Source organism: Mucilaginibacter daejeonensis (assembly GCF_020783335.1).
In the GTDB taxonomy this organism is placed as follows: domain Bacteria; phylum Bacteroidota; class Bacteroidia; order Sphingobacteriales; family Sphingobacteriaceae; genus Mucilaginibacter; species Mucilaginibacter daejeonensis.
The window spans coordinates 3,790,835-3,813,596 of sequence record NZ_CP086068.1 but is presented as its reverse complement, the minus strand read 5'-3'; the positions used below and the strand labels follow the sequence as shown (position 1 = coordinate 3,813,596).

Below are 22,762 nucleotides of genomic sequence, written 5' to 3'. Positions count from 1 at the left end.
ATGAGAAGATACGTTCTATTATATTCGGCCATTTTTACCCTGCTTACTTTTTCCTGCGCCCAAACCCCGCAAAAACACCCGAGCCCTAAAGGTTATAATTTGGATCAGCCTATCAAGTTCAAGATGCCTGACGACCTGCTCGAGATATCAGGCATTACCTTCAGCCGTGGCAATGCAGATATGTTCTACGCCATACAAGATGAAGAAGGAAAGCTTTTTTACGGCAAGCTGGGAGCCGATAAGGTAAGCCACACCAAATTTGGTAAGCACGGCGATTATGAGGACCTGGCCATTTGTGGCAACCTGGTCATCGTATTGAAAAGCAACGGGAAGCTTTACACTTTTCCCCTTAGCGAGATCAAGGAACAGGAGCTGACCAACGTAAAAGAGCTGACCAAGATACTGCCGTCTGGCGAGTATGAGAGCATGTATGTGAACGAAGCGGCCCGCAAACTTTACGTGCTTTGCAAGAACTGTGACGATGAGCGCACATCCAAAAGCAGCACCGGTTACGTATTTGATATATTGCCCGACAATACGTTGAAAGCAGGTGTCACCTTCCAGATCGAGGTGAAGCAGATCAAAAAGATCACCGGCGACGACAAGATGAAGTTCAGGCCATCGGCCATGGCGTGGAACGCACAAAGCAAGCAATGGTTCATCGTTTCGGCGGTCAATCAGATACTCGTGGTAGCCGATAGCAATTGGAACGTGACCAATGTTTATCCGCTTGATCATAAGGTGTTCCTGCAGCCTGAAGGTATCGCGTTCGATAGCCAAAACAATATGTATATCTCTAACGAGGGCGACGAATTCAGTAGGGGTAACGTATTGAAGTTCAATTACACGTCGGGGAAGTGATCAGCCGTCGTTAAGCATCAGAGAAGATCTGATGCAACGCTGCTGGAGTTCTAATAATACCTATTCATGCAGGCAAGATCATTCTATATCAATCAAGATCTGGCAGATCATCAACTGGTCAAGGCGGCCTTATCGTTCGAGCCATTTATAAGGCATATCGCAGAAAAACTGGAGGCCGACCACACTTCGATCAAATCCAAGTTCTACGAGTTCGTTCTTGACCATTTTAAGATCGATCGAGAGTTGAACAGCGATGCCCAGGAAGCCGGTAGGCGGATGAACAATGAGTATGCGCTCGAGTTGATCTACAGCGCGCTAACGCCGGTACTGCAAAGCGAGAATGAGTGTTATTGGGCACTGAGCACACCCGTGCCCAACTTGGTCTTATACAGTACCGATGCATTTTTTCAACTGGTGACCAAGAGTGATATCAGGGGAGCATCATCAGCGATCATCACTGATCAGAACATCTTCAAACTTCAGCAGCGCGAATATATTTACCGTTTGATATTGAAGCGGCTGTATGATTTTAACTCGGTGCTTAGCAACAACATGTACTACTCGTACGTAGATCCAAGCACCGGGCTTTCACGTTATTATAATGTACAAATAGATACAACGTTCATCCGTATCGATGTCAAAGGTCATTTGCCTGAGTTGGATTTTGAGACACTGGAGAACTACTTGCACGAGGATGATGGCTTGGACATACTCTCAGAAGTATTGCCGCTTGACCTGTTCAGTTTTGAAGGATTCTCGGTGATCTCATTACATGACGTGACGCCGACAAGGGCCATTGAGCAGATACGCGAGGCTATCATTGACCCGGTAGATGACCAAAAACTGCTTTACAAGACCGTTATACGGTCGCTCAAGACCCTGGCCGAGAACAATGATGTGCATTTCGGTCTGCTCCCTTTCCTGAAATTGAATGCGGAGCCGGTATTTGATCTTACGTCGTGCTCGCAAAGCATCGTGATACAGGCGTCGAAAAAGTATGGCATAGCCGAAGAGGCGTACTACGCCATGGTGAATCATTATGAACGTGAACCCAACGCGGTGTTCTTTAGCTCGATCACTGAGGCTCGTCAAAAAAAGTTCTTTTTCCTGAAGGCGCTCAAAGAGGAGGGTATCAGGTCCTATGCCGTCATACCTGTTTTTTATAACAAGCACGTGGCCGGCATAATGGAAGTGTATTCTGAAAAGGAGCTGGTGTTTTACGAGAACCTGCTCTCGCGTTTGGAGTTCGCCATACCCATGATCGCCCAACTATTGCAGAACAGCATAGAGCATTTCAACAGTTGCATTGATGATGTGATCAAAGAAAAGTTCACATCCTTACAGCCTGCGGTTCAATGGAAATTCAACGAAACGGCATGGGAGCATATCAAGAATGGTGGTAAAGCGCAGGCCAATGGCAATATCACTTTCAAGGACGTATATCCGTTATATGGCGCTATCGATATCCGTAATTCCACTATTGAACGGAACATGGCCCTGCAGCAGGATCTGAAACGCATACTCAAGAATCTGCTTAAAGTATTGCTCACGCTTGATGAGCAACACCCCAATGAGCAATGGTCGGCACTGATCGACAAGACCAACGACTGGCTGCACACCGTAAATGACTTTGTTAACACGAACGATGAGATGCTGCTTGACCAGTTCTTGGAGAACGAGGCGGGGCCTGCACTTTCGGCATATCGCAACACTAATGCTGAGGCGGCCGGGGTGATCGAGCCCTACCTTAAAATGATCGGGCAGGAGAATAGCGGCCCGGCTTTCAAGCAACGTAACCGGCTGGAGATATCCATGCAAATGGTTAACACCGCCGTGAATAACTACTTTGAGCGGGCCCAGCGTACTATACAGCAGGTATATCCATGCTATTTTGAAAAGATTCGTACTGATGGGGTGGAATACGATCTGTACATCGGGCAGGCCATCGCGCCACGTCGTCCGTTCAGTACCGACATCCTGAGGCAGATGCGTTTATGGCAACTCACCTCAATGATAGACGTGACCCGCCTCACCCATGACCTGCAGGAGGAGATGCCGGCGCTGTTGCGTACCACTCAAATGATCTTCATCCACAGCATGCCAATTGATATCAGCTTTAGGAATGACGAGCGCCGTTTTGATGTGGAGGGCGCTTATAACATACGCTACGAGGTGATCAAAAAGCGGATCGACAAGGTGTGCCTCAAAGATAGCGAGGAGCGGCTGACCCAACCCGGTAAGATCGCCATCGTTTATTTTAGTGAGGCCGAGGCTGAGGAGCAATTAGGCTATATCAAAAAGCTCCAAAAGGACGGCCTCCTGCTGCCCGAGGTAGAACATCTTGACCTGGAGGAGTTACAGGGCGTGGCCGGTTTGAAAGCGCTGCGCGTTACCGTTGCTTTGAACGAGTAGCACGAACCATCCTGTTCCTATCTGTAATTTTACATGCATAAGGTAGTATGATCTGTATATTTACCTAAACCGACCATACCTGATATTTCATGAGAACTACCCATGCCTTTATAACCGGTGCGCTTTTGCTGCTGACCATACCCGTCGCTATGGCTCAAAAAGCTGCCAGAACTGTAAAAAGACCGAACATCATTATTATCCTGGCCGATGATATGGGTTACTCTGACATAGGCTGTTTTGGCTCTACAGTGGCCCGCACTCCGAACCTGGATCAGATGGCCGGTACCGGTTTGGTGATGACGCAGTTCTACAATGCATCGCGCTGTTGCCCGTCACGTGCTTCATTGCTGACCGGCTTATACCAGCACCAGGCAGGCGTAGGCGATATGGTGAATACCCGTGTCGAGCCAGCCTATCAAGGCTATTTGAACAACAATTGCGTCACCATAGCCGAGGCGTTGAAGAATAGCGGATATAATACCTACATGGCCGGAAAATGGCACGTAGGTACGGCGCCCGACCATTGGCCGGTAAAACGTGGTTTCGACCACCATTTCGGATTGATCGATGGAGCGGGTAGTTACTTTGACCCTACCCACCCATATCGCCCCAACCAGCATTTGACCGTAGCGCTCGACGACAAACCTTACCAACCCGGCAAAGATTTTTATGCCACTGATGCCTATGCAGGGTATGCGGTAAAATACATCAAAGACAATAAAGCCACCGGCAAGCCATTCTTCCTATACATGGCCTTCACGGCGCCGCACTGGCCATTGCATGCCCTTCCGGAGGATATAGCCAATTACAAAGGCAAGTTCATGGGTGGATGGGACAAGCTTCGCCAGGAACGCTTTGAAAAGATGAAACGTTCAGGCATCATTCCGGCAAGTACCAAACTATCGGTACGAGATAGCCGGGTGCCCGATTGGGATACCCTGACCGATAAAGAAAAAGCTGATTGGGATGATAAGATGGCCGTTTACAGCGCCATGGTGGACCGCATGGATCAGAACATCGGCCGCATCCGCAAGGCTCTGAAGGAGACCGGTCAGGATCAGAATACGGTTATCATGTTCCTGTCTGACAATGGAGCCAGTCATGAGACCATCAGAGGGCCTGGCTTCACCCAGGAAATGCAGGAGGCCAGCGCCAAACCGGCCAGCGACCCAACCTCCTTTACCGCCTATGGTTTCCCTGGCGCTAATGTGAGCAATACGCCATTAGCTTTATTTAAGCATTGGGAGTATGAAGGCGGTATATCCACACCGTTCATCGTGAGCTATCCGGCGGTGATCAAGCACCCCATGAAAAGTAACCGACCCGGCCACATCGTTGACCTCATGTCTACCTGTTTGGACCTGGCGGGTGGTAAATACCCGACTACTTACAGGGGGCAGCCCATCAAACCTACCGAGGGTATCAGCCTGAAGCCACTGATAGAGGGCAGGACATGGAAAGGCCACGATGCCCTGTTTTGGGAGCATGAAGGCGGCCGCGCAGTGCGTCAGGGTGACTGGAAACTGGTATCCCAATACCCTGAGAACAAGTGGCAACTATTCGACCTCAAGAACGACCGTTCGGAGCAGAACGACCTGGCCGCTCAATACCCCGACAAGGTGACCACCCTTACCAAGCTCTACCAGCAATGGGCCGACCGTATAGGCGTGATCGAGCCCCAAAAACTAAGCAAAGGCAAGGGCGACCTGTAAATGATCAGCGAACTCTGGTAAGTGTTACGATCGCATGTTACATGTTCGGTCCGCAGGGTAAAAGTTGATATTTACAGATCTTTGCAGAAAATTGTGGAAATAGTTGGGTTTTGAGGCTCGTCAAAATGCCTAGGATGGCCCGAAAGTGTTACATCGGTATAACAGTGAAACACCCCGGATCAGCGACTTGCTGCTTGATCAATGACGGTGCGCTGAACACCTTTTGATGGCACGACGCCTGCCGTTGGCCAGGTATACCTGGCCCTGAACCATTGAGCAAGCCTCACCAGAGCGATCAGCGCGGGTACCTCTACCAGCGGACCGATCACCCCTGCAAAGGCCTGGCCGCTGTTGATCCCAAATACACCTATGGCCACCGCTATGGCCAGCTCAAAATTGTTGCCGGCAGCAGTGAAGGCGATCGAGGCGGTGCGTGAGTAGTCGGCACCCATTTTTTTACCCAGCCAAAAGCTCACACCGAACATGGCCGCAAAGTAGATGACCAGCGGAACGGCGATCATCAATACATCTCCAGGCAGTTGCACTACAAGCTTGCCCTTAGTGCTGAACATGACCACAATGGTGAACAGCAGCGCCACCAGCGTTACCGGCGAAATGGACGGCAAAAAATGCTCCTGATACCATCGTTCACCTTTTAACGCCGTAAGCAGGTAGCGTCCCAACACGCCCATCGCAAAAGGAATACCCAGGTATATGCCCACGCTTTTGGCTATATCAGCCATAGGGATAGATATGTTCGCACTGTTAATGCCAAGATAAGGGGGGAATACGGTTATGAACAAGTAGGCATAGATACTGTAAAGCAATACCTGGAACACGCTATTGAGCGCTACCAAGCCTGCGGCATATTCCCGGTCACCTTCGGCCAGCTCGTTCCAAACGATCACCATGGCAATGCAGCGCGCCAGCCCGATCAAGATCAGCCCCGTCATGTATTCGGGGTGGCCTTTCAGGAAAAGGACCGCCAGGCCGAACATCAGCAGCGGACCGATCACCCAGTTGAGCAGGAGGGACGTGGCCAGTACCTTGATATTGCTGAACACAATGCCGAGCTTTTGGTAACGTACCTTAGCAAAAGGCGGATACATCATCAAAATGAGACCCAATGCCAGCGGGATGTTGGTAGTACCCGTGTTATAACTGTTCACCCAACGTGCTGCCGGGCTTTCAAAGTAACCTAAGGCAACACCCACAGCCATGGCCAGGAATATCCATAAGGTAAGGTACCGGTCTAAAAAGCCCAGCTTTTTTCGGTCGGCGGCAGGGGCACATTGGTTGGCGCTCATGATGCCGATAGGTGATCGTGAACGAAATCCTCACAATAGGTCCTGATCTGCTGCCTAACCGCTCTGAACTGTTCCATCACCTCTTCTTCAGTTCCGGTAGCCTTGGCCGGGTCGGGGAAGTTGTGATGCCACCGTTGGGCGTTAGCCGGAAAGTATGGGCAGCGTTCGCTGGCATGATCGCATACGGTGATCACATGGTCGAAGTTGATGTCGCGGTACTCATCAACATGATTGGAGGTATGGGTAGTTATATCGATGCCATCCTCTCTCATGGTCGCTACGGCACGTGGGTTCACGCCATGTGTCTCGATGCCTGCGCTATATATCGCTGCATTTGGTCCGGCAAAGTGCCTCAAATACCCTTCGGCGATCTGGCTCCGGCAGCTATTTCCGGTACATAGTACCAATACGTTCTTCATATCAACTGCTCATTATTATCGGTTTATTGCAATATTGCGATGATTGTTGTCAAAAAAAGGGTTAGCAGCATTTGAACTTAGAAGGGTCGATGTCTTTAAAAAAATCGACGAAAAAGTTCCGGTAACGGGTCCACACCAAAGGATCAATGCAGTAGCAAACACTGGCTCCCTCTATGCTACCCTGAATGATGCCGGCCAGTTTAAGTTCTTTCAAATGCTGCGATACGGTCGCTTGCGCCAAACCCAACTCATCCACCAGTGTGCCGGTCATACAGGTATCGGTGCGTACCAAGTACTGCAGTATCGCCACACGAGCGGGGTGAGCCAGGGCCTTAGCCATGGCCGCAATATCGTTCTGCTCTTTGGTGAACAGGTCTGTTTTAGTGGCACCCATATCGTATCGCAATATTACGATGAATATCCGAGAAACTCAAGAAAGTAATCTTAAAAAAAACTTTCAATAATATTTGAAAGTTTAATAACTTGTTTTACCTTTGGGTCATGGAATTGGCAGAGGGAAAGCAAAAGTTCATTGAAGCGTGGGGTAAGTTAGGGTCGGAGTGGGGCATCAATCGCACCATGGCGCAAGTACATGCGCTGCTGCTGGTATCGCCCGAGGCCATGACCACCGAAGAGATCATGGAGGAGTTGAGCATATCGCGCGGTAATGCCAATATGACCCTGCGCGACCTTATTAGCTGGGGACTGATCGAGAAGCAGCATAAACCAGGCGAACGTAAAGAGTATTTTTATGCAGAAAAAGATACCTGGAACATTGCCCGCCAGGTGGCCCAGGAACGCAAGAAGCGCGAACTGGATCCGGTGCTCAAGATCCTGAGCGAATTGCAAAGTGTAAAGGGCGATGAAAAGGACCCGGCTTATAAAACCTTCAAGACCTCGATAGCGGGCATCAATAAACTGGCCTCTAACGTGAACCGCACACTGGATACCATGCTCAAAGCCGAAGAGAGCTGGTTTTGGGGCTCTATCTTTAAGATCTTTAAATAGGTCTTATTTTTTTGCCCCAATATTTCAATTAATACTGAAAATTCAATATATATTATACTAACTTAAATAATTATCATCATGAACTACGTTATCATCACTTACACTTTTTATTTACTGGTTAGCATTGCCCTTACCGTATGGGTGGCCAAGGTACTGTTCAACAATGGCCGCATCTTTCTGGTCGACATCTTTCATGGCAACACGCCGCTGGCCGATGCCGTTAACCGCTTGCTGGTGGTAGGCTTTTACCTGGTCAACATCGGTTACATCAGTTTAGTGCTCAAAGAGTACGGCGCCATACTTGACACCCGCGAATTGCTCGAGATCCTGAGCCGCAAATTAGGCCGCATCATCCTGATACTGGGCGGTATGCATTTCCTAAACCTTATCGTGTTCTTTAAACTCCGCAACCGCGCACAGCAAGTGAACGGCGCTGAGTGAATTGGAAGCGCGAGCACCGGTCAACGAGCAGTTGCGCAGCAACGCTTCTGTTAAAAAGAGCGTGGGGCTGTCAGCACGCCCGGCCGGGAGCTGGCCTGAGCGAGAGGAGGGATCGGGCTGACTTGGCCTTTTTGGTTCTTTTGTGGCTAAGACAAAAGAACAAAGCCATAGCGGCGAATGAGCGCTACCAAGCGATCAGTGAAGCGCTTTTTGAATAGCAGGCAATGCCTCCGCAAAGATGGCTTCGTTCCTCGCCATGACGGTACTATAATTTTTCAACACATTATCATGAATACGCTATATAACCATATCATTCTATACGATGCTGATTGCCCCATGTGCAAGGTGTACACCCGGGCGTTCACCCGTACTGGTATGCTCGATGCCGACGGCAGGGCCAGCTACCAGGACATGCCCGAAGCGGCTTGTCCGCTGGTGGACAGGCAACGCGCCATGAACGAGATCGCCTTGGTGAACACCTGTACCGGCGAGGTGAGTTATGGTATCGAAAGCCTGTTCAAGGTGATCGGCAACGCGGTGCCAGTATTTAAGCCGCTTTTCGGCTGGGCACCTTTCATTGGGATCATGCGTAAAGTGTATGCTTTCATCTCCTACAACCGCAGGGTGATCATCCCGGCGCCTCATGGCGAAAGTGGTATACAGCCGGCGTTCAGGTTGAACTATCGCCTGGCTTATCTGCTATTCGCATGGTTGGTCACCTCTTACATCCTGACAAGCTACGCGGCGCGTTTGGTGCCCATCGTTCCGATAGGGAGCAGCTACCGTGAGTATCTGATCTGTGGAATGCAAATGGTGGTTCAGGGTGTAGTGGTGGCGTTTTACCGCCCGGCCAAACGTTGGGAGTACCTAGGTAACATGATGACCATCTCGATGGGCGGGGCGATCGTGCTCTCTATAGTAACATTGATCGGCCACATCATAGGTCTCGGCCCAATGGCCTACACACTATGCTTCATGGCCGTGGCCGGCCTAATGTTGTTGGAACATATTCGCCGTAGCAAGTTGCTGGGGATAGGATGGGGGCTCACCATCACCTGGGTAGCTTACCGGCTGGTGGTGTTGCTCATGATCTATTTATTCAATTAACACCCATTGTACCATGAAGAAGTATCAGAAGATCGTATTGGCCGGAGGTGCAGGTTATTTGGGAGGCGTACTGGCTGATCATCACCGCGAACTGGCCCACGAGGTGATCATACTGAGCCGGAAGGCCGCGCCAATAAAAGGTAACGTGCTTACCATACAGTGGGATGGCCTGAACGGAGGCGACTGGGTGAACAGCCTGGAAGACGCCGACCTGCTGGTGAACCTTTGCGGTAAAAGTGTGAACTGCCGTTATACCGAAAGCAACAAGCAGCAGATATTTGATTCACGGCTCATCCCTACGGCTTTGTTGGGGCGGGCCATTGGACAACTGGCCCATCCACCTAAATTGTGGATCAATGTTACCTCGGCCACGATTTACCGCCATGCCGAAGATCATGCACAGGATGAGGTTACCGGCGAGCTGGGCAGCGGCTTTTCAGTACAGGTATGTAAGCAGTGGGAGCAGGTATTTTTTGACGCGCATACACCGTTCACTCGTAAGGTGGCTTTACGCATGGGCATCGTAATGGGGCGCGATAGTGCGGTGTTCCCACTCTTGATGCGGCTGGTCAAACTGGGTTTGGGTGGCAGGCAAGGCAACGGCGATCAATACGTGAACTGGATACATGAGCGTGATGCCGCCCGCATGACCGAATGGCTTTTACAACACCCTGATCTTGATGGTGTGGTGAATGCCACAGCGCCTAACGCCGTGCGGAACCGTGAGCTGATGCAGATGCTCCGCCAAAGTTACGGTATACCCTTGGGCATCCCATCGCCGCAATGGCTGCTGGAGATCGGCGCCTGGCTGATCGGTACCGAGACCGAACTCATGCTCAAAAGCCGCTGGGTAGCTCCTCAACGCTTGCTTGATAGCGGTTACCAATTCAGCTTTGCGCATGCTAAACATGCGGTGAATGATATTTTAAGTACAAGGACCTAATAACTTCACCATGCCAAGTATCGAACTAAAAACACTGATCAAGGCCCCTGTTGAGATCTGCTTTGATCTGTCGCGGAGTGTTGACCTGCATGTGAAAAGCATGCATCGTTATCATGAAAAGGCCATTGCTGGCAACCCCCACGGACCAATGGACCTGCACGATATCGTGACCTGGAAAGCCAGGCACTTCGGTGTGCCTTTGAGCATGACCGTAACAATAAGCGAGATGCAGCCGTTCCGGTACTTTGTAGATGAAATGGTCAGCGGTCCGTTCAAATGGTTCAGACACTACCACGGCTTTGAATCGAAGGGTGACATGACCATCATGACCGACGAGTTCGTCTACCGGTCGCCGCTGGGGTGGCTGGGTCGACTGGCCGATCGGTGGGTGTTGACGGCGTACATGAAGCGGTTATTAGAAGAAAGGAATGTGGTGATCAAACAGGTAGCGGAATCAATGGAGCTGGCGGTCGTCACTCGTTGACCGCTTCTGGACCGCGGGGGGGAGCAGCTGGGATCGGGCTGACTTGGCGTTATTCACCTGTTGTTTGTCTTCTTTGGTGTTCATGAGATCGCTGCGCTCAGGTTTTGGTTCTTTTGTGGCTAAGACAAAAGAACAAAGCCCTAGCGGCGAATGAGCGCCACCAAGCGATCGGTGAAACGCTTCCGCAGAGATGGCTTCATGCCTCGCCATGACGTATTATTAGTTGCGCTCAACTGATTCTCCCCGGCAGGGTCGCTTCATCCTTCATTATAACGATATAAATACAACAAAAAATGAGAACTCATCTTCAAACCCAGATCAGAACATGCGTAATCGTGATCATTGCCGGACTGTTCATCAGCGGCGTGACCGCCTTCCCTTTAGAGACCGAACTGCAATGGCTTGTGCAGCATTCCTCTGTGTTGCCGGTTGCCATGCAACAATGGTTAAACACCATCTATCAGGCGATCCGAGATACCAATGAGCATTATCCCTATTTAAGTTATGGTACCGACTGGCTGGCCTTTGCGCACCTTGTACTGGCCATATTGTTCGTTGGTCCGTTGAAAGATCCTGTACGCAACATTTGGGTGATCCAATTTGGTATGATCGCCAGTGTGCTCATCGTTCCATTGGCATTTATCGCCGGCCACATCAGGCATATCCCGTTCTTTTGGCAGCTGATCGATTGTTCTTTCGGGGTGATCTGTTCTGTGCCATTGCTCATCTGTTATTATAAGATCAAGCGGTTGGCGGCATTAGAAGCCGACCGGCTGCAATATGTTATTAACGAAGTGTCAAACTAACGGTTAAATTTAAAGCCGTACATTTATAGCACAACCAATTATTGCTATTTATGAGGCACTTGACTTTATTGCTCTGTCTGCTAGCCGCATCGGTCGGCTTTGCGCAAACCGCTCCCCCGGCATCCATAGAAGTGGACCTGACACGGTCACAAGGAGCCATGAGACCCATTTGGGCATGGTTCGGGTACGACGAACCCAATTATACCTACATGAAGGACGGCAAAAAACTGCTGACCGAGATCGCCACCTTCAGCAAGGTTCCTGTATATGTGCGGGCGCATAACCTGCTCACCAGTGGTGATGGCACGCCGGCGCTTAAATGGGGCTCTACCAACATCTATACCGAAGATGCCCAAGGTGAACCGGTCTACAATTGGCATATCGTCGACAGTATATTTGATACCTATGTGAAGCGCGGCATGAAGCCTTTGGCCCAGATCGGTTTCATGCCCGAAGCGTTATCTATTAAACCGCAGCCCTATCAGCACCAATGGAGGCCTGGTATGGACTATAACAAGATCGAGACCGGGTGGGCGTATCCGCCTAAAGACTATAAAAAGTGGGGTGAGCTTTGCTATCAGTGGGTGAGGCATTGCGTGGCCCGCTACGGCAAAAAGGAAGTAGAGAGTTGGTACTGGGAGGTTTGGAACGAACCGAACGGTGCCTACTGGAAAGGTACTATCCCGGAGTTCTGCAAGCTATATGACTATGCTGCCGATGGCGTGAAGCGTGCTTTGCCTACCGCCCGTATAGGCGGCTGCAACGTGACCGGCGGAGGCACCCGCTTCCTCAAAGCGTTCCTGAAACATTGCCTGAGCGATACCAATTACGTGACCGGCAAGGTGGGTTCGCCGCTGGAGGCCATGTTGTTCCACGCCAAAGGAGCACCAAGTGTGATCGATGGCACGGTGCGCATGAACATGAGGCGCCAGCTGCATGATATCGACGAGATGTTCGAGCTGATCAACACCTATCCTCAACTCAAGAACATACCGGTGATCATTGGTGAATCGGACCCCGAAGGTTGCGCGGCCTGCGGTATGAGCACCAACCCTGAGAACGCCTACCGTAACGGGACCATGTATAGCAGCTACACTGCGGCCTCCTTTGCAAGAGTATACGAATTGTCCCAGCAGTATAAGATCAATCTGTTAGGCGCGGTCACCTGGTCGTTCGAGTTCGAAGATCAGCCCTGGTTCGCGGGTTTCCGTGACCTGGCCACCAATGGGGTGGATAAGCCGGTGCTGAACGTGTTCCGCATGTTCGCCATGATGAGGGGTGACAGGGTGGAGGTAAAGGGCGATCGCATGTACCCGTTGAAAGCGGTGTTAGATTCGAGTATCCGCCGGAATAATGATATAGGTGCAATGGCCAACAAAGGAAGTAAGGACGCTGCCGTAATGCTGTGGAGCTACCATGATATGGACAAGCTGCCCGCTGCTGAACCAGTTAGTGTGACACTGACCGGCATACCGGCAGGGTCGATCAAGATTACTCGTTACCGCATCGATCAGCACAACAGTAACTCCTACACACTTTGGAAACAGATGGGCTCACCACAAAAACCTACAAAAGCACAGATCGGTCAGTTGGAAAAGGCCGGACAACTAAAAATGGTAGGAACGGTAAAACAAATGCCGGTAAAAGATGGTCAGCTAAGTATAGCGACATCACTGGCCCGCCAGGATGTGGAGCTTATCAAGCTGAGCTGGTAGCTCTGACCACGGCTGCGCCGGGCGTCTTCACCGACTTATCTTTAATATGTTCTGCCCAACATTGGCTTTTATATAACTATACTGAATATCCATGACCCGCATCGGTTTGATATCTGATACCCACGGCTACCTTGACGATGCCGTATTTAAACATTTTGCCGACTGTGACGAGATCTGGCATGCCGGCGATTTTGGCTCCATCGAGTTGATAGACCGGCTTGCTGCCTTTAAACCGCTGCGCGGTGTGTACGGAAATATTGATGGTCCTGAGATCCGTCAGCGCTTCCCCGAAGAGCTTCGTTTTAAGTGCGAAGAGCTGGATGTTTGGATGATCCATATCGGTGGTTATCCTGACCGCTATAGCTCTGCCGTAAAGCGTACTATTTACACTAAGCCTCCCGGGCTCTTCATCAGCGGACACTCCCATATTTTGAAGGTCATTTTTGATAAAAAGATCCAATGTTTGCATTTAAACCCCGGAGCGGCCGGAAAACAAGGTTGGCATAAGGTGAAAACTTTAATGAAGTTTTGTGTTTCTATAGAAAAAATCCATAACTTGGAAGTGATAGAACTCATTAATTGAATGTAATAAATACACTAAGCCTATGAAAGCAGTAAAAACTTTAGGACAATTCATCATCGAAAAACAAGCCGACTTCCCCTATGCCAAGGGCGAGCTTTCGCGCCTATTGCGAGACATAGGTATAGCCGCCAAGATTGTTAACCGCGAGGTGAACAAGGCAGGCCTGGCCGACATCATTGGCGATGTGGGAACCGTGAACGTGCAAGGTGAGAATCAGAAAAAGCTGGACGTATATGCCAACGAGCAATTCATCGCTGCCTTACAAAGCGGCGGCGAGTGCTGCACCGTGGTATCTGAAGAGAACGATGAATACGTTTACATCGACTCTGAGATATCGAAGAACGCTAAATACGTGGTATGCATCGACCCATTGGATGGTTCCTCAAACATCGACGTGAACGTTGGTGTGGGTACTATCTTTTCAATATTCCGCCGGGTATCTAAGGACGGCAAGGCCACTATGGAAGATGTGCTGCAAAAAGGTACCGAGCAGGTCGCTGCAGGATACGTGGTTTATGGATCATCTACAATGTTAGTATATACCACTGGTAAAGGTGTGAACGGATTCACCCTCGATCCGTCAATAGGAGAGTTCTGTTTATCACATCCCGATATGCAAGTGCCTCAGGATGGTAACATCTATTCGATCAACGAGGGGTATTATGCCCACTTTCCGGATGGGATCAAAAAATATATCAAATTTTGCCAGGTAGAGGACGAAAAGACCCGCCGCCCATACACCTCACGCTATACTGGTTCAATGGTGGCCGATATCCATCGCACGCTGATCAAGGGTGGCATATTTATGTACCCGATAACGGCACAGGCACCTAACGGTAAATTAAGACTGATTTATGAGTGCAACCCGATAGCCTTTATTGTTGAACAGGCCGGCGGCCGTGCCACCAATGGTTATGAGCGTATATTGGAATTGGAAGTAAAAGAATTGCACCAGCGTTCGGCGATCATTATAGGCTCCACTAAAATGGTAGAAAAGGCGGAAGAGATGCTGGCTTGCTTTTCGCCGCAGATCACCAAGACCACCTTTGAGGGTGTTGTGACCATTCAATAATTTAAGAGAGTCCTTTACTGCTTTCCATTTCAAATACCGAGTCGATCTTCAGATCACGTTGCTGACCGGCTGCTACAGCCAGTCGGTCGCAGCGTTCGTTCTCGGGGTGGCCTGCGTGGCCTTTCACCCATACAAAACGCACCTGGTGTAATTTGGCTACCTGTAAGTAACGTAACCAAAGATCTTTATTTTTCTTTCCGGCAAAACCCTTTTTTAGCCAACCGTCAAGCCAGCGTTTCTCAATGGCATCGATCACGTATTTTGAGTCGGAATATACCGTGACCTGCTGCCCGGGATTCTTGAGCGCCTCCAAACCTTTGATCACCGCCATGAGTTCCATGCGGTTATTGGTGGTTTTGCGAAAACCTTCAGAAAGTTCTTTGTAATGCTGTCCCGACCGCAAAATGGTACCATAACCACCCGGTCCGGGATTACCGCTCGAAGCGCCGTCAGTAAAGATCTCGATCATAAAAAGCAGTGCAATGATAAACAAATTAGCCTTTACGAGGCTGGTTCAAAAAAATATAAAAAAGGATTTGGTAACCCATCTGAAAATACTATTTTTGTACCCGCTAACACGGTAGATGTAGCTCAGTTGGTTAGAGCATCGGTTTGTGGTACCGAGGGTCGTCGGTTCGAGCCCGATCATTTACCCTTAATGGGACAAAGAATTTTTTAAGTTCTTTTGTCCCATTTTTTTTGTTTCTAACTTTCTATTTATCAAATAGATATATTCAAAGCATTCAGCCATTTTTGCGGTTCGATGTTGGAGATCTTCGAAAGTGAACTTTTCTACGAACATCGAATCGATCAATACTTCAAACAAAACGGTCTTTGAAATGTCTTAAAGTGACCAATAGTCACTTTAATGATCGCTAAACATAAACATCTACCTAAAGCAACAAGAGAGCAACAGATCGTGGATGCTGCGGACCGCGTTCTATTGAATGTTGGAGTTCATGATTTTACGATAGATAAAATGGTCACTTATTTAGACGTTGCTAAGGGTACCATTTACAAGTACTATAAAAGCAAAGATGACGTGCTTGCAGAGGTGAGTGTTAAAGCCTTGCATGTGTTGCTTAAGTACTTTACACAAGCTGAGAAAAAAGAGCAGGATCCCTTAATGGCTTTACGTAAAATGATCATGGCCTTTTATCGGTTCTATTTGGAGCATCCGGTTTATTTTGAGCTTTTTATTTACATGGAAAGACCGGATTTTCAAAGCGCTATCAAAAGCTATCTAAGCGTAAGTTCAGAGATCAAAAATTATTTTACGGCATACCTTGTCCGTTGCCAGGCTGATGGCCTTATCAAGAAGGAGTTGGATCCAACTTATTGTACATATATCATTTGGGGAAGCTGTATGGGGCTGATGAATTTTATCGAAGCAAAAAAGGTGTTCATTGAAGATATCGTCAAACTTAAAAGAACAGGTCTGCTGGAAACGTATTCAGAGATCATCGTAAGCGGTATGAGTAAATGATTTTTTTAACCAAAAGTGACCGTTGGTCACTTTTGTGATGAGGTTAGTGATTCATGCTTGAATCGAGTAAAGAACTTTATAAATGCATAAAATAATAGGATCATGATCTTAGTAACAGGAGCTACAAGCGTTATCGGACAAAAGTTATGTGAGCTGTTGGCAGCACACAAAAAGCCTTTTCGTGCCATGTGCCGGAAAGAAGAGCAATTACAAAACTTCCGTCAGCAAAATATCGAGGCGGTGCTCGGCGACTTCACTGACACGGACAGCCTTCGCCTGGCCATGGAAGGCTGTGATACCCTATTTCTAGTGAGCCCGCCGAATGAAAAGCAGCTCGAATCGGAAAAAAAGGCCATTGATGCGGCCAAGGAAGAAGGTATCACCTACATCGTAAGGGTTTCCGCATCTGATGCGAATCTGCGGATATCTGTACCCTGGGCAAAAGCTCATGCTCATATCGATCACTATCTTCGTTCGTCAGGTATCGCCTGGACCATTCTTAAACCCACTGCGTTCATGCAAAACTTTTTAACCATGACCAAGCCCATCTCCAAAGGCTACTTGCCTCAGATCGGTGGTAAAGGATTGGTGGGGTATATTGATGCAAAGGATATAGGTGTAGTTGCCTACCACGTGCTAACAGCAGGCGAACATAAACGGGCTACCTACTATCTGAACGGTCCGGAAGCGCTCGACATGAATGAGATCGCACAGCAATTATCATCAGTGATAGGCAAAAAAGTGCGATATCTCAATTTGCCCTCAATCGCGTTCCGCCTTTTACTTAGGGCTACTGGTGCATCGCGTTGGTTAGCGAACGGACTCGTTGAACAGTATGCGGAAGTGGTCGCAAAACATCATGATCACGATCTTGGCGAGGAGGTCTACCGGCTGACCGGTCAACAGCCAAGTTCTTTCATGAATTTTGCCCAAGCGCATAGAGAAAGATTCTTAGGGTCATAGATGATATCCATTGGCCACTTTCTCTGCCATTAGGTGCATTCCGATCTCATTCTCAAAAAGGATGCAAGAGGGCCGTAAGATATTCAATATAGATAGTGATCAAAGGCTAAGGGCGGGATGCATCGCGTCGAAATTGATAGGAGCTGTTAGGCGGATCTTAACGCCGGCACTACTCAGCCTTTATACGATCATTACTCATGCCCGGACCGATCACTTAAGATCACCAAGCGAACGGAACCATTCTGTCTGCAATAATACGATGGGACCAGGGTAAGCCCGCTTTTGTTCAGTACAATGGAGGTACATAAAAGGATCTCTATTTGGCGCTGCTGATCTTTGACATGTGCACCGATCCTATCATGGATTCTAAGTCATACTCGAAAGCGCGGTGACATCTTTGCATACTGGCCACGCACGTCGAAGATCATGAGAAGGCAAAGTGTAGATGAGGGGTTATTGAGCGATCAGTTTTTTAGACTGATGATCGTTGAGGAAAAGCTCAGATAATATTATAGAAACTTCCGCCTATAATGAAGATTGATCGAAAAGGGTGACTAAAACAAAGACTTCTTAAGTAATGGTCTGAGGCCTAACAGAACTCAAATGGAATACACACATCAATTTAGAGATATCACAAAACCGTCAGCGTCTTTGCAAAATCATGTCTATTAAATGATGTGATTCATTCTGGAATTGATGAGTAAGGTCATGGTCGTATTGGGTTTTTGCTGGCTGCTGACCAAGATGCACACTTAATTAACCATTTGGTTTAAGCAGAGTACAAGCTAACGAGTGCCTAATGCTCTACCACAATAATTGCGATATGCCGACTCGACCAACATGGAGCAGAAACTGATCGATACCTATAACCAGTGGAAAAGGACCGACGACGAAGGGGTCAAAGCCCGCCATGTGGAGTTCGACCATTTTAGATTCCCTATTTACAGCTTCGCAAAGCAGGCAACATCGCCCTGGTATCGTTATTTTATAAAGTATGATCCTGCACCGGTATTGGCAAAAGTGAAAGTGCCCATACTGTCACTGAATGGCGATAAAGACCTCATGGTATCGTACAAAGAGGATCTGGCCAATTGGAAGGCATTGCCTGCCCATGGCAAAAACAAGAATGTAGAAACCGTGGTAATGCCCGGTTTGAACCATCTGTTCTTACCTTGTGAGAAATGTACAACACAGGAATACTCCTCCATCAGGTCCTCGTTCTCGCCGCAGGCATTACAGGTGATAGCTAACTGGCTCAAAAAGATCGTTCATTAGAACGGAGAATCCACTTGCCGATCCTCAGATGTGATATTGCTGGGAGGAGACCGATTGGCCGTTGATCGAATGAAATTGGATCTTCAAATCGGCTTCATCAACCATGTTCGCAGCCGAAGGATATCCACGTCGAACCGTAATGAGGACCGCTTACTTTGATCGCCCTTGGTTGCGGCTGTAATGTTCGCTTGTTCTGATCATGATCGATCGAGGTTCTTTTTTAGATTTGGTGACGATTCGCAAGAACCATCCCTATCAAGTACCTGATCCCATGAGTTTAGCCACCTCTTGCAATAGATCGCTATTGTCAAAGGGCTTATCAATGATCAGATCTGCCTGATAATCTCCAAGCGAATGCAACACCTTGCCAAAGCCTGACAAAATGATCACTGGCAAATGGGCAGTGCGCTCATCTTTCTTGATGGCACTGCAATACTCACCGCCATTGATGCCTTGTAATATATAGTCGGTGATGATCAGGTCCGGACCGATATCCAATACCTCTTTCACCACATCATTCGCTTCTTCACGCGTAGTGACCTCATAACCTTCCTCTGTAAGTATAGTGGTCAAAACCTCTCTAATATCTGCATCATCCTCAATGACCAGTATGTGCTTTTTGAACATAGGCTTATAACTAATGCTGATGAATTGGTGCCATCAGACAGTGGACATTGCCAACAATAACCATGCTAAAACGAATTGGCATATCGAATTTTCCGATACAGGCAGCTTGTGTCAGTTATTAAGCATGACAGCCGGTAAGACCAACTGAAGAACGCCGACCGCTTTTTGAGCGCAGAGAGCCTCTCGGTCTTTGGCTGTGAACGGTGGTTTGTGATATGTTTTTCAGATATAATTGTGTACGATGAGTGTATGATAAACTAAAAGATATCTCATTTGTACTTGATAGACGATGAAAATAGAATTAGATATCAGCACACTTCAGGCTCAGCATTTGATCGGGGTACTTGACCAACACCAGGATCTTCATGAGATCAGGGATCAGTTGACCACCGCGATAGCTTTGAACAGTGATAGCCAGGACGAGGAACTTCCGGCCGAGGGTGATGACGAGATCATTGCCCGGGCCGAATAAAGGAGGATTTTACTGATTAAGAACGGTTAAAGCAACGTTAACGATATCGTTAAAGAACTTTTGATCAGTGGTGGACGATACTGATACCTGCATTCCTTTTACCGTATTGTTTAGAAAGCGCGCTATGCTTTGCGCGTCTTTAGTTGGGTCCAGTTCGCCGTTTTTTTGACCTTGGGTAATGATCTTCAAAAAGGTATGTTCTAACTCCTGTTCGTTCTGGCAGATCAGCTGGTTCACCTGCTGGTCATGAGCGGCAAGCTCGATACCTGCATTCACCAGGAAACAGCCCTTACGTTGCTGATCATCCAAAAGGTCATTGACCACCAGCTCGAATATATCTTTAACAGCGCTCTTTGCCGAAGGCGCTTCGGTGATCAAGGTGCACAAGCGATCGCCATACCCATCACGGTAAGCTTCTAATGCCTTTAAATAAAGCTGGTGCTTATCGCCAAAGGTATCATACAAACTCGACCGGCTTATGCCCAGGCCATCCACCAGTTCCTGCATAGAGGTGCCGTTATAGCCTTTGTTCCAAAAAAGGCAAATGGCTTTCTTCAGTACCTCGTTCTCATCAAATTCCTTCGTCCGGGCCATAAACAGCAATAGCTTTGTCTTTTATTACAAAGAGCAAAGCTATTGAAATTGTTATGTAGTTCAACACATTATCTCATACCACCACTTGCGATCAGCACCTCGCCGGTCAGCCAGCCTGAATCTTCAGAGGCCAGGAACACAGCGATAGGAGCGATGTCTTCTGGCTGCCCGATGCGGCCCAGCGGTACCTGAGGCTCGATCTGCTTTTGAAAGTCGCTTCCGATAAACCCGGCGGTATGGGTGCCTTCGGTCTCCACCATGCCTGGGTTGATCGCGTTCACCCGGATCTTTTTAGGGCCTAATTCTTTAGACAGCACCTGAGTGATAGCATCCACTGAAGCCTTAGTAGCGGTATACACGGCGCTTTGCGGCGGGGTGATGCGTGAAACGGTAGAGCTGATATTGATAATGCTGCCGCCACGTTCGCCAAAGCTTTGCACTGCGCGTTGCGTTACCAATAGTAAACCAAGTACGTTGGTATTGAATTGGCGGTGATAGTGCTCCTCGGTGATCGCTTCGATCGCGCCAAACTCATAAACGCCGGCGTTATTTACTAACACATCAAGGTGGCCTAATGTGGCTTCTGCTTCTGAGAACAACCTGTCGATATCCGCTGCTTTTGATACATCACCCTGTATGGCAACTGCCTTGCCACCTGCAGCTACGATATTCTCGACCACCTTATCTGCACCAGCTTTTGAAGAAGCGTAATTGACCACAACGGCAGCACCTTCAGCAGCCAAACTTTTAGCGATACCAGCACCGATACCTTTAGACGCACCGGTCACCAAAGCGACCTTGCCTGATAATTTTTTCATGATATTTTCTATTTTAGAATGAACGTTCCAAATATATAACCATTTTGGAATGTTCGTTCCTTTATTCATGAAAATGTGTTTTTGATGACAAGACAGACTAAGGGACTAGGCAAGACATGAACAGCGTTCAGATATACTTTGCTTAAAGGATGGACGGAGCTTAGTGGTATAAAAAAGATCACCCATCGTTCACTAAAGTGAAGACGGGTGATCATGTACACTTCAGAAAGTTATTTGATCAGCTAATGCTGGCTGTTACGGAAGCCCGATAGCTCCCTTTTGGTAATAGGACTTGATGCCCTTACGCAGGTAGCCACCGTCATCATCGGCAGGTTCGTTCTGAGCGGTCACGCCATCGCCTCTCAGGTCTAAGTAGGTGGTACAATCATTCGAACCCCAACCGAACAAAAAGGCGATCACACCGGCTTGTGCGTATTGCGAGATCTTGGTCTTGTCGCCACTTTCCATTACCGGCTGCAGGAAGTACTGCACACGGTTGTCTTTATAATGACCAGGGGTACTATTACAGCTGGCCGTAATGGTGTTACCCATTTGTACCTGCCACAAAATGATCTTTTTGGACAGGTCCTGATTCAGCTTTTTCAAATAGCGCTGAAAGCGGTCATAGTCGCTCAGGTAGGCGTTATCAGCACGCGGCTCCATTGACCACCATGAATTTTGGCGCCCGTATACAAGCTGGTAATAACCAGCATCACGATCAGAGAATTCTGAGAAAAGTAGGTCAAAATTGGCACCAAGCGAGCGGTAATAATCCGCGGTCAGGCCGGCGTGTTCTTCAGGATTATATTTGTTACCGATCACATCCACACCGGTAGACCATTGCGAGGCATGCCAACCCAGCAAAACGTTAGGCGCGTACTTGTTCTTCAAACTAACGATAGCCTGGGCCAAGCCTTTGGCATCGTTGCTGAAGCCTTGAACATCGGGGTGGCCACTCTGGCTTACTTTGATCGTGCTTTTCGACGGGTCGTTCTTATACATCTGCATATAGCCGAACAGGTCGGGTTCATAATGGATGATGACCGTACGACCGTAGGCCTTGCATATCTGTAGCAGGAACTTGAAGTCATCAAAATACTTCTTCATCAAGGCTGCATCGTTCAGGTTGATGGTAGCAGGCTCCTGGAAACGATTACGAGCCGGTACGATATTGTAATAAGTGAAAACAGGGGTCTTGCCCATGTTGCCGATCTCGGTCAGGAAGTTGCGGGCATACTGGCCTGACGGATAGTTCCAGGTGGTCCAGCCGTTGCCAAATATATCGCCGGCCAGGTAAACATAAACATACTCAGACTCAGTAATGAAACTCGCACGCTGCGAAACATCACCCTCTATACCAAAGGCCAGTCTTTTGGGTAAGCCGGCCGGTACCGTGGCCGATGAGGTTACACTTGCGCTCAACGCCGACATGTTCTTGTCCTGGAACGAAGGTTCATCAGCCGGGGAGATAGCTTCTTCTTTCTTACAGCTAAAAATTACCAATAGCAGTAAGAATAACAGGGTTTTCTGCATACAATAGTAAAATTTTATTAGGGTATTTAACTCTTACGTGATCTTTTCTACTTTGTTATAAACCCAAAAAAATAATTACTTGTAAGTTAAACAAATCGTCTGTTCGAGTGTATGGAAGCGATAA

24 protein-coding genes and 1 tRNA gene are annotated in these 22,762 nt (G+C 48.4%); 17 read left to right on the top strand and 8 right to left on the bottom strand.

All coding sequences use genetic code 11. The features are described from left to right. The 3 genes from LLH06_RS16220 to LLH06_RS16210 all read left to right on the top strand — a co-directional run bounded on the left by LLH06_RS16220 (position 1) and on the right by LLH06_RS16210 (position 4,985). Positions 1 to 861 carry an SdiA-regulated family protein gene (locus LLH06_RS16220; protein ID WP_228170342.1) on the top strand — a complete coding sequence of 287 codons (861 nt, stop codon included), beginning with the start codon at positions 1 to 3 and terminating at the stop codon, positions 859 to 861. Positions 862 to 927: 66 nt separating this feature from the next. Continuing rightward, positions 928 to 3,273, top strand: coding sequence for a hypothetical protein (locus tag LLH06_RS16215; protein WP_228170341.1), 2,346 nt, complete (start codon positions 928 to 930; stop codon positions 3,271 to 3,273). Positions 3,274 to 3,362: 89 nt separating this feature from the next. Continuing rightward, on the top strand, positions 3,363 to 4,985 hold the full coding sequence (locus tag LLH06_RS16210) for an arylsulfatase (protein WP_228170340.1): 1,623 nt from the start codon (positions 3,363 to 3,365) through the stop codon (positions 4,983 to 4,985). Between the two features lie 179 nt (positions 4,986 to 5,164). Here the strand turns inward: LLH06_RS16210 and arsB are convergent, their stop codons facing one another. From arsB to LLH06_RS16195, 3 genes are all read right to left on the bottom strand, one after another. Continuing rightward, on the bottom strand, positions 5,165 to 6,292 hold the full coding sequence (gene arsB / locus LLH06_RS16205) for an ACR3 family arsenite efflux transporter (protein WP_228170339.1): 1,128 nt from the start codon (positions 6,290 to 6,292) through the stop codon (positions 5,165 to 5,167). Next, positions 6,289 to 6,711 (bottom strand): arsenate reductase ArsC, encoded by a 423-nt coding sequence (locus LLH06_RS16200; protein ID WP_228170338.1) that lies wholly within the window; start codon positions 6,709 to 6,711, stop codon positions 6,289 to 6,291. Before LLH06_RS16200 ends, arsB begins: the two co-directional genes overlap by 4 nt. A 61-nt stretch (positions 6,712 to 6,772) precedes the next feature. Continuing rightward, positions 6,773 to 7,105, bottom strand: coding sequence for an ArsR/SmtB family transcription factor (locus LLH06_RS16195; RefSeq protein WP_228170337.1), 333 nt, complete (start codon positions 7,103 to 7,105; stop codon positions 6,773 to 6,775). A 107-nt stretch (positions 7,106 to 7,212) separates the two neighbouring features. Between LLH06_RS16195 and LLH06_RS16190 the strand changes: the two genes are divergently transcribed. From LLH06_RS16190 to fbp, 9 genes are all read left to right on the top strand, one after another. Next, a complete protein-coding gene (locus LLH06_RS16190; RefSeq protein ID WP_228170336.1) occupies positions 7,213 to 7,719 on the top strand; it encodes a GbsR/MarR family transcriptional regulator in 507 nt (168 codons plus the stop codon). Between the two features lie 78 nt (positions 7,720 to 7,797). Further along, positions 7,798 to 8,160, top strand: coding sequence for a hypothetical protein (locus LLH06_RS16185; RefSeq protein WP_228170335.1), 363 nt, complete (start codon positions 7,798 to 7,800; stop codon positions 8,158 to 8,160). A gap of 288 nt (positions 8,161 to 8,448) precedes the next feature. Next, on the top strand, positions 8,449 to 9,267 hold the full coding sequence (locus LLH06_RS16180) for a thiol-disulfide oxidoreductase DCC family protein (RefSeq protein ID WP_228170334.1): 819 nt from the start codon (positions 8,449 to 8,451) through the stop codon (positions 9,265 to 9,267). 13 nt (positions 9,268 to 9,280) lie between these two features. Then, positions 9,281 to 10,210: a TIGR01777 family oxidoreductase gene (locus LLH06_RS16175; protein WP_228170333.1), complete on the top strand. Its 930-nt coding sequence runs from the start codon at positions 9,281 to 9,283 to the stop codon at positions 10,208 to 10,210. A gap of 10 nt (positions 10,211 to 10,220) precedes the next feature. Further along, positions 10,221 to 10,694, top strand: coding sequence for an SRPBCC family protein (locus LLH06_RS16170; RefSeq protein WP_228170332.1), 474 nt, complete (start codon positions 10,221 to 10,223; stop codon positions 10,692 to 10,694). A 293-nt stretch (positions 10,695 to 10,987) separates the two neighbouring features. Next, a complete protein-coding gene (locus LLH06_RS16165; protein WP_228170331.1) occupies positions 10,988 to 11,500 on the top strand; it encodes a hypothetical protein in 513 nt (170 codons plus the stop codon). A 50-nt stretch (positions 11,501 to 11,550) separates the two neighbouring features. Next, positions 11,551 to 13,215 (top strand): GH39 family glycosyl hydrolase, encoded by a 1,665-nt coding sequence (locus tag LLH06_RS16160; protein WP_228170330.1) that lies wholly within the window; start codon positions 11,551 to 11,553, stop codon positions 13,213 to 13,215. A 91-nt stretch (positions 13,216 to 13,306) separates the two neighbouring features. Next, a complete protein-coding gene (locus tag LLH06_RS16155) occupies positions 13,307 to 13,798 on the top strand; it encodes a metallophosphoesterase family protein (RefSeq protein WP_228170329.1) in 492 nt (163 codons plus the stop codon). Between the two features lie 22 nt (positions 13,799 to 13,820). Beyond that, positions 13,821 to 14,870: a class 1 fructose-bisphosphatase gene (fbp, locus tag LLH06_RS16150; RefSeq protein ID WP_228170328.1), complete on the top strand. Its 1,050-nt coding sequence runs from the start codon at positions 13,821 to 13,823 to the stop codon at positions 14,868 to 14,870. 1 nt (position 14,871) lies between these two features. Here the strand turns inward: fbp and rnhA are convergent, their stop codons facing one another. Continuing rightward, complete coding sequence (gene rnhA, locus LLH06_RS16145; protein WP_228170327.1) at positions 14,872 to 15,339, bottom strand: ribonuclease HI; 468 nt, start codon at positions 15,337 to 15,339, stop codon at positions 14,872 to 14,874. A 111-nt stretch (positions 15,340 to 15,450) separates the two neighbouring features. On the opposite strand from rnhA, the gene LLH06_RS16140 reads away from it, so the two are divergent. From LLH06_RS16140 to LLH06_RS16125, 4 genes are all read left to right on the top strand, one after another. After that, positions 15,451 to 15,524: transfer RNA gene (locus tag LLH06_RS16140), tRNA-His, on the top strand. A 214-nt stretch (positions 15,525 to 15,738) separates the two neighbouring features. Further along, a complete protein-coding gene (locus tag LLH06_RS16135; RefSeq protein ID WP_228170326.1) occupies positions 15,739 to 16,356 on the top strand; it encodes a TetR/AcrR family transcriptional regulator in 618 nt (205 codons plus the stop codon). 102 nt (positions 16,357 to 16,458) lie between these two features. Beyond that, the gene (locus LLH06_RS16130) at positions 16,459 to 17,319 is read left to right on the top strand and encodes an SDR family oxidoreductase (protein WP_228170325.1); all 861 of its coding nucleotides are present in this window, start codon (positions 16,459 to 16,461) and stop codon (positions 17,317 to 17,319) included. A gap of 816 nt (positions 17,320 to 18,135) precedes the next feature. Beyond that, positions 18,136 to 18,594, top strand: coding sequence for an alpha/beta hydrolase family protein (locus tag LLH06_RS16125; RefSeq protein WP_228170324.1), 459 nt, complete (start codon positions 18,136 to 18,138; stop codon positions 18,592 to 18,594). Positions 18,595 to 18,849: 255 nt separating this feature from the next. On the opposite strand, the gene LLH06_RS16120 is transcribed toward LLH06_RS16125, so the two are convergent. After that, the gene (locus LLH06_RS16120; RefSeq protein ID WP_228170323.1) at positions 18,850 to 19,221 is read right to left on the bottom strand and encodes a response regulator; all 372 of its coding nucleotides are present in this window, start codon (positions 19,219 to 19,221) and stop codon (positions 18,850 to 18,852) included. A gap of 289 nt (positions 19,222 to 19,510) precedes the next feature. On the opposite strand from LLH06_RS16120, the gene LLH06_RS16115 reads away from it, so the two are divergent. Next, a complete protein-coding gene (locus LLH06_RS16115; protein ID WP_228170322.1) occupies positions 19,511 to 19,693 on the top strand; it encodes a hypothetical protein in 183 nt (60 codons plus the stop codon). Between the two features lie 9 nt (positions 19,694 to 19,702). Here LLH06_RS16115 and LLH06_RS16110 read toward each other — a convergent pair whose 3' ends face one another. From LLH06_RS16110 to LLH06_RS16100, 3 genes are all read right to left on the bottom strand, one after another. Beyond that, positions 19,703 to 20,287 carry a TetR/AcrR family transcriptional regulator gene (locus LLH06_RS16110; RefSeq protein ID WP_228170321.1) on the bottom strand — a complete coding sequence of 195 codons (585 nt, stop codon included), beginning with the start codon at positions 20,285 to 20,287 and terminating at the stop codon, positions 19,703 to 19,705. Between the two features lie 68 nt (positions 20,288 to 20,355). Further along, positions 20,356 to 21,105, bottom strand: a complete 750-nt coding sequence (locus LLH06_RS16105) for an SDR family NAD(P)-dependent oxidoreductase (RefSeq protein WP_228170320.1) — start codon at positions 21,103 to 21,105, stop codon at positions 20,356 to 20,358. A 255-nt stretch (positions 21,106 to 21,360) separates the two neighbouring features. Next, the gene (locus tag LLH06_RS16100) at positions 21,361 to 22,638 is read right to left on the bottom strand and encodes a hypothetical protein (protein ID WP_228170319.1); all 1,278 of its coding nucleotides are present in this window, start codon (positions 22,636 to 22,638) and stop codon (positions 21,361 to 21,363) included. Between the last annotated feature and the right edge of the window lie 124 nt (positions 22,639 to 22,762).

Excerpts from the sequence above, each read along its gene's own strand:
- LLH06_RS16135 (WP_228170326.1), top strand. The coding sequence starts at position 15,739 with ATGATCGCTAAACATAAACATCTACCTAAAGCAACAAGAGAGCAACAG.
- arsB (WP_228170339.1), bottom strand. The coding sequence starts at position 6,292 with ATGAGCGCCAACCAATGTGCCCCTGCCGCCGACCGAAAAAAGCTGGGC.
- LLH06_RS16165 (WP_228170331.1), top strand. The coding sequence starts at position 10,988 with ATGAGAACTCATCTTCAAACCCAGATCAGAACATGCGTAATCGTGATC.
- LLH06_RS16115 (WP_228170322.1), top strand. The coding sequence starts at position 19,511 with ATGAAAATAGAATTAGATATCAGCACACTTCAGGCTCAGCATTTGATC.
- LLH06_RS16175 (WP_228170333.1), top strand. The coding sequence starts at position 9,281 with ATGAAGAAGTATCAGAAGATCGTATTGGCCGGAGGTGCAGGTTATTTG.
- LLH06_RS16180 (WP_228170334.1), top strand. The coding sequence starts at position 8,449 with ATGAATACGCTATATAACCATATCATTCTATACGATGCTGATTGCCCC.
- LLH06_RS16105 (WP_228170320.1), bottom strand. The coding sequence starts at position 21,105 with ATGAAAAAATTATCAGGCAAGGTCGCTTTGGTGACCGGTGCGTCTAAA.
- LLH06_RS16100 (WP_228170319.1), bottom strand. The coding sequence starts at position 22,638 with ATGCAGAAAACCCTGTTATTCTTACTGCTATTGGTAATTTTTAGCTGT.
- LLH06_RS16215 (WP_228170341.1), top strand. The coding sequence starts at position 928 with ATGCAGGCAAGATCATTCTATATCAATCAAGATCTGGCAGATCATCAA.
- LLH06_RS16130 (WP_228170325.1), top strand. The coding sequence starts at position 16,459 with ATGATCTTAGTAACAGGAGCTACAAGCGTTATCGGACAAAAGTTATGT.
- fbp (WP_228170328.1), top strand. The coding sequence starts at position 13,821 with ATGAAAGCAGTAAAAACTTTAGGACAATTCATCATCGAAAAACAAGCC.
- LLH06_RS16220 (WP_228170342.1), top strand. The coding sequence starts at position 1 with ATGAGAAGATACGTTCTATTATATTCGGCCATTTTTACCCTGCTTACT.
- LLH06_RS16185 (WP_228170335.1), top strand. The coding sequence starts at position 7,798 with ATGAACTACGTTATCATCACTTACACTTTTTATTTACTGGTTAGCATT.
- LLH06_RS16190 (WP_228170336.1), top strand. The coding sequence starts at position 7,213 with ATGGAATTGGCAGAGGGAAAGCAAAAGTTCATTGAAGCGTGGGGTAAG.
- LLH06_RS16170 (WP_228170332.1), top strand. The coding sequence starts at position 10,221 with ATGCCAAGTATCGAACTAAAAACACTGATCAAGGCCCCTGTTGAGATC.
- rnhA (WP_228170327.1), bottom strand. The coding sequence starts at position 15,339 with ATGATCGAGATCTTTACTGACGGCGCTTCGAGCGGTAATCCCGGACCG.
- LLH06_RS16110 (WP_228170321.1), bottom strand. The coding sequence starts at position 20,287 with ATGGCCCGGACGAAGGAATTTGATGAGAACGAGGTACTGAAGAAAGCC.
- LLH06_RS16195 (WP_228170337.1), bottom strand. The coding sequence starts at position 7,105 with ATGGGTGCCACTAAAACAGACCTGTTCACCAAAGAGCAGAACGATATT.
- LLH06_RS16120 (WP_228170323.1), bottom strand. The coding sequence starts at position 19,221 with ATGTTCAAAAAGCACATACTGGTCATTGAGGATGATGCAGATATTAGA.
- LLH06_RS16210 (WP_228170340.1), top strand. The coding sequence starts at position 3,363 with ATGAGAACTACCCATGCCTTTATAACCGGTGCGCTTTTGCTGCTGACC.
- LLH06_RS16160 (WP_228170330.1), top strand. The coding sequence starts at position 11,551 with ATGAGGCACTTGACTTTATTGCTCTGTCTGCTAGCCGCATCGGTCGGC.
- LLH06_RS16200 (WP_228170338.1), bottom strand. The coding sequence starts at position 6,711 with ATGAAGAACGTATTGGTACTATGTACCGGAAATAGCTGCCGGAGCCAG.
- LLH06_RS16155 (WP_228170329.1), top strand. The coding sequence starts at position 13,307 with ATGACCCGCATCGGTTTGATATCTGATACCCACGGCTACCTTGACGAT.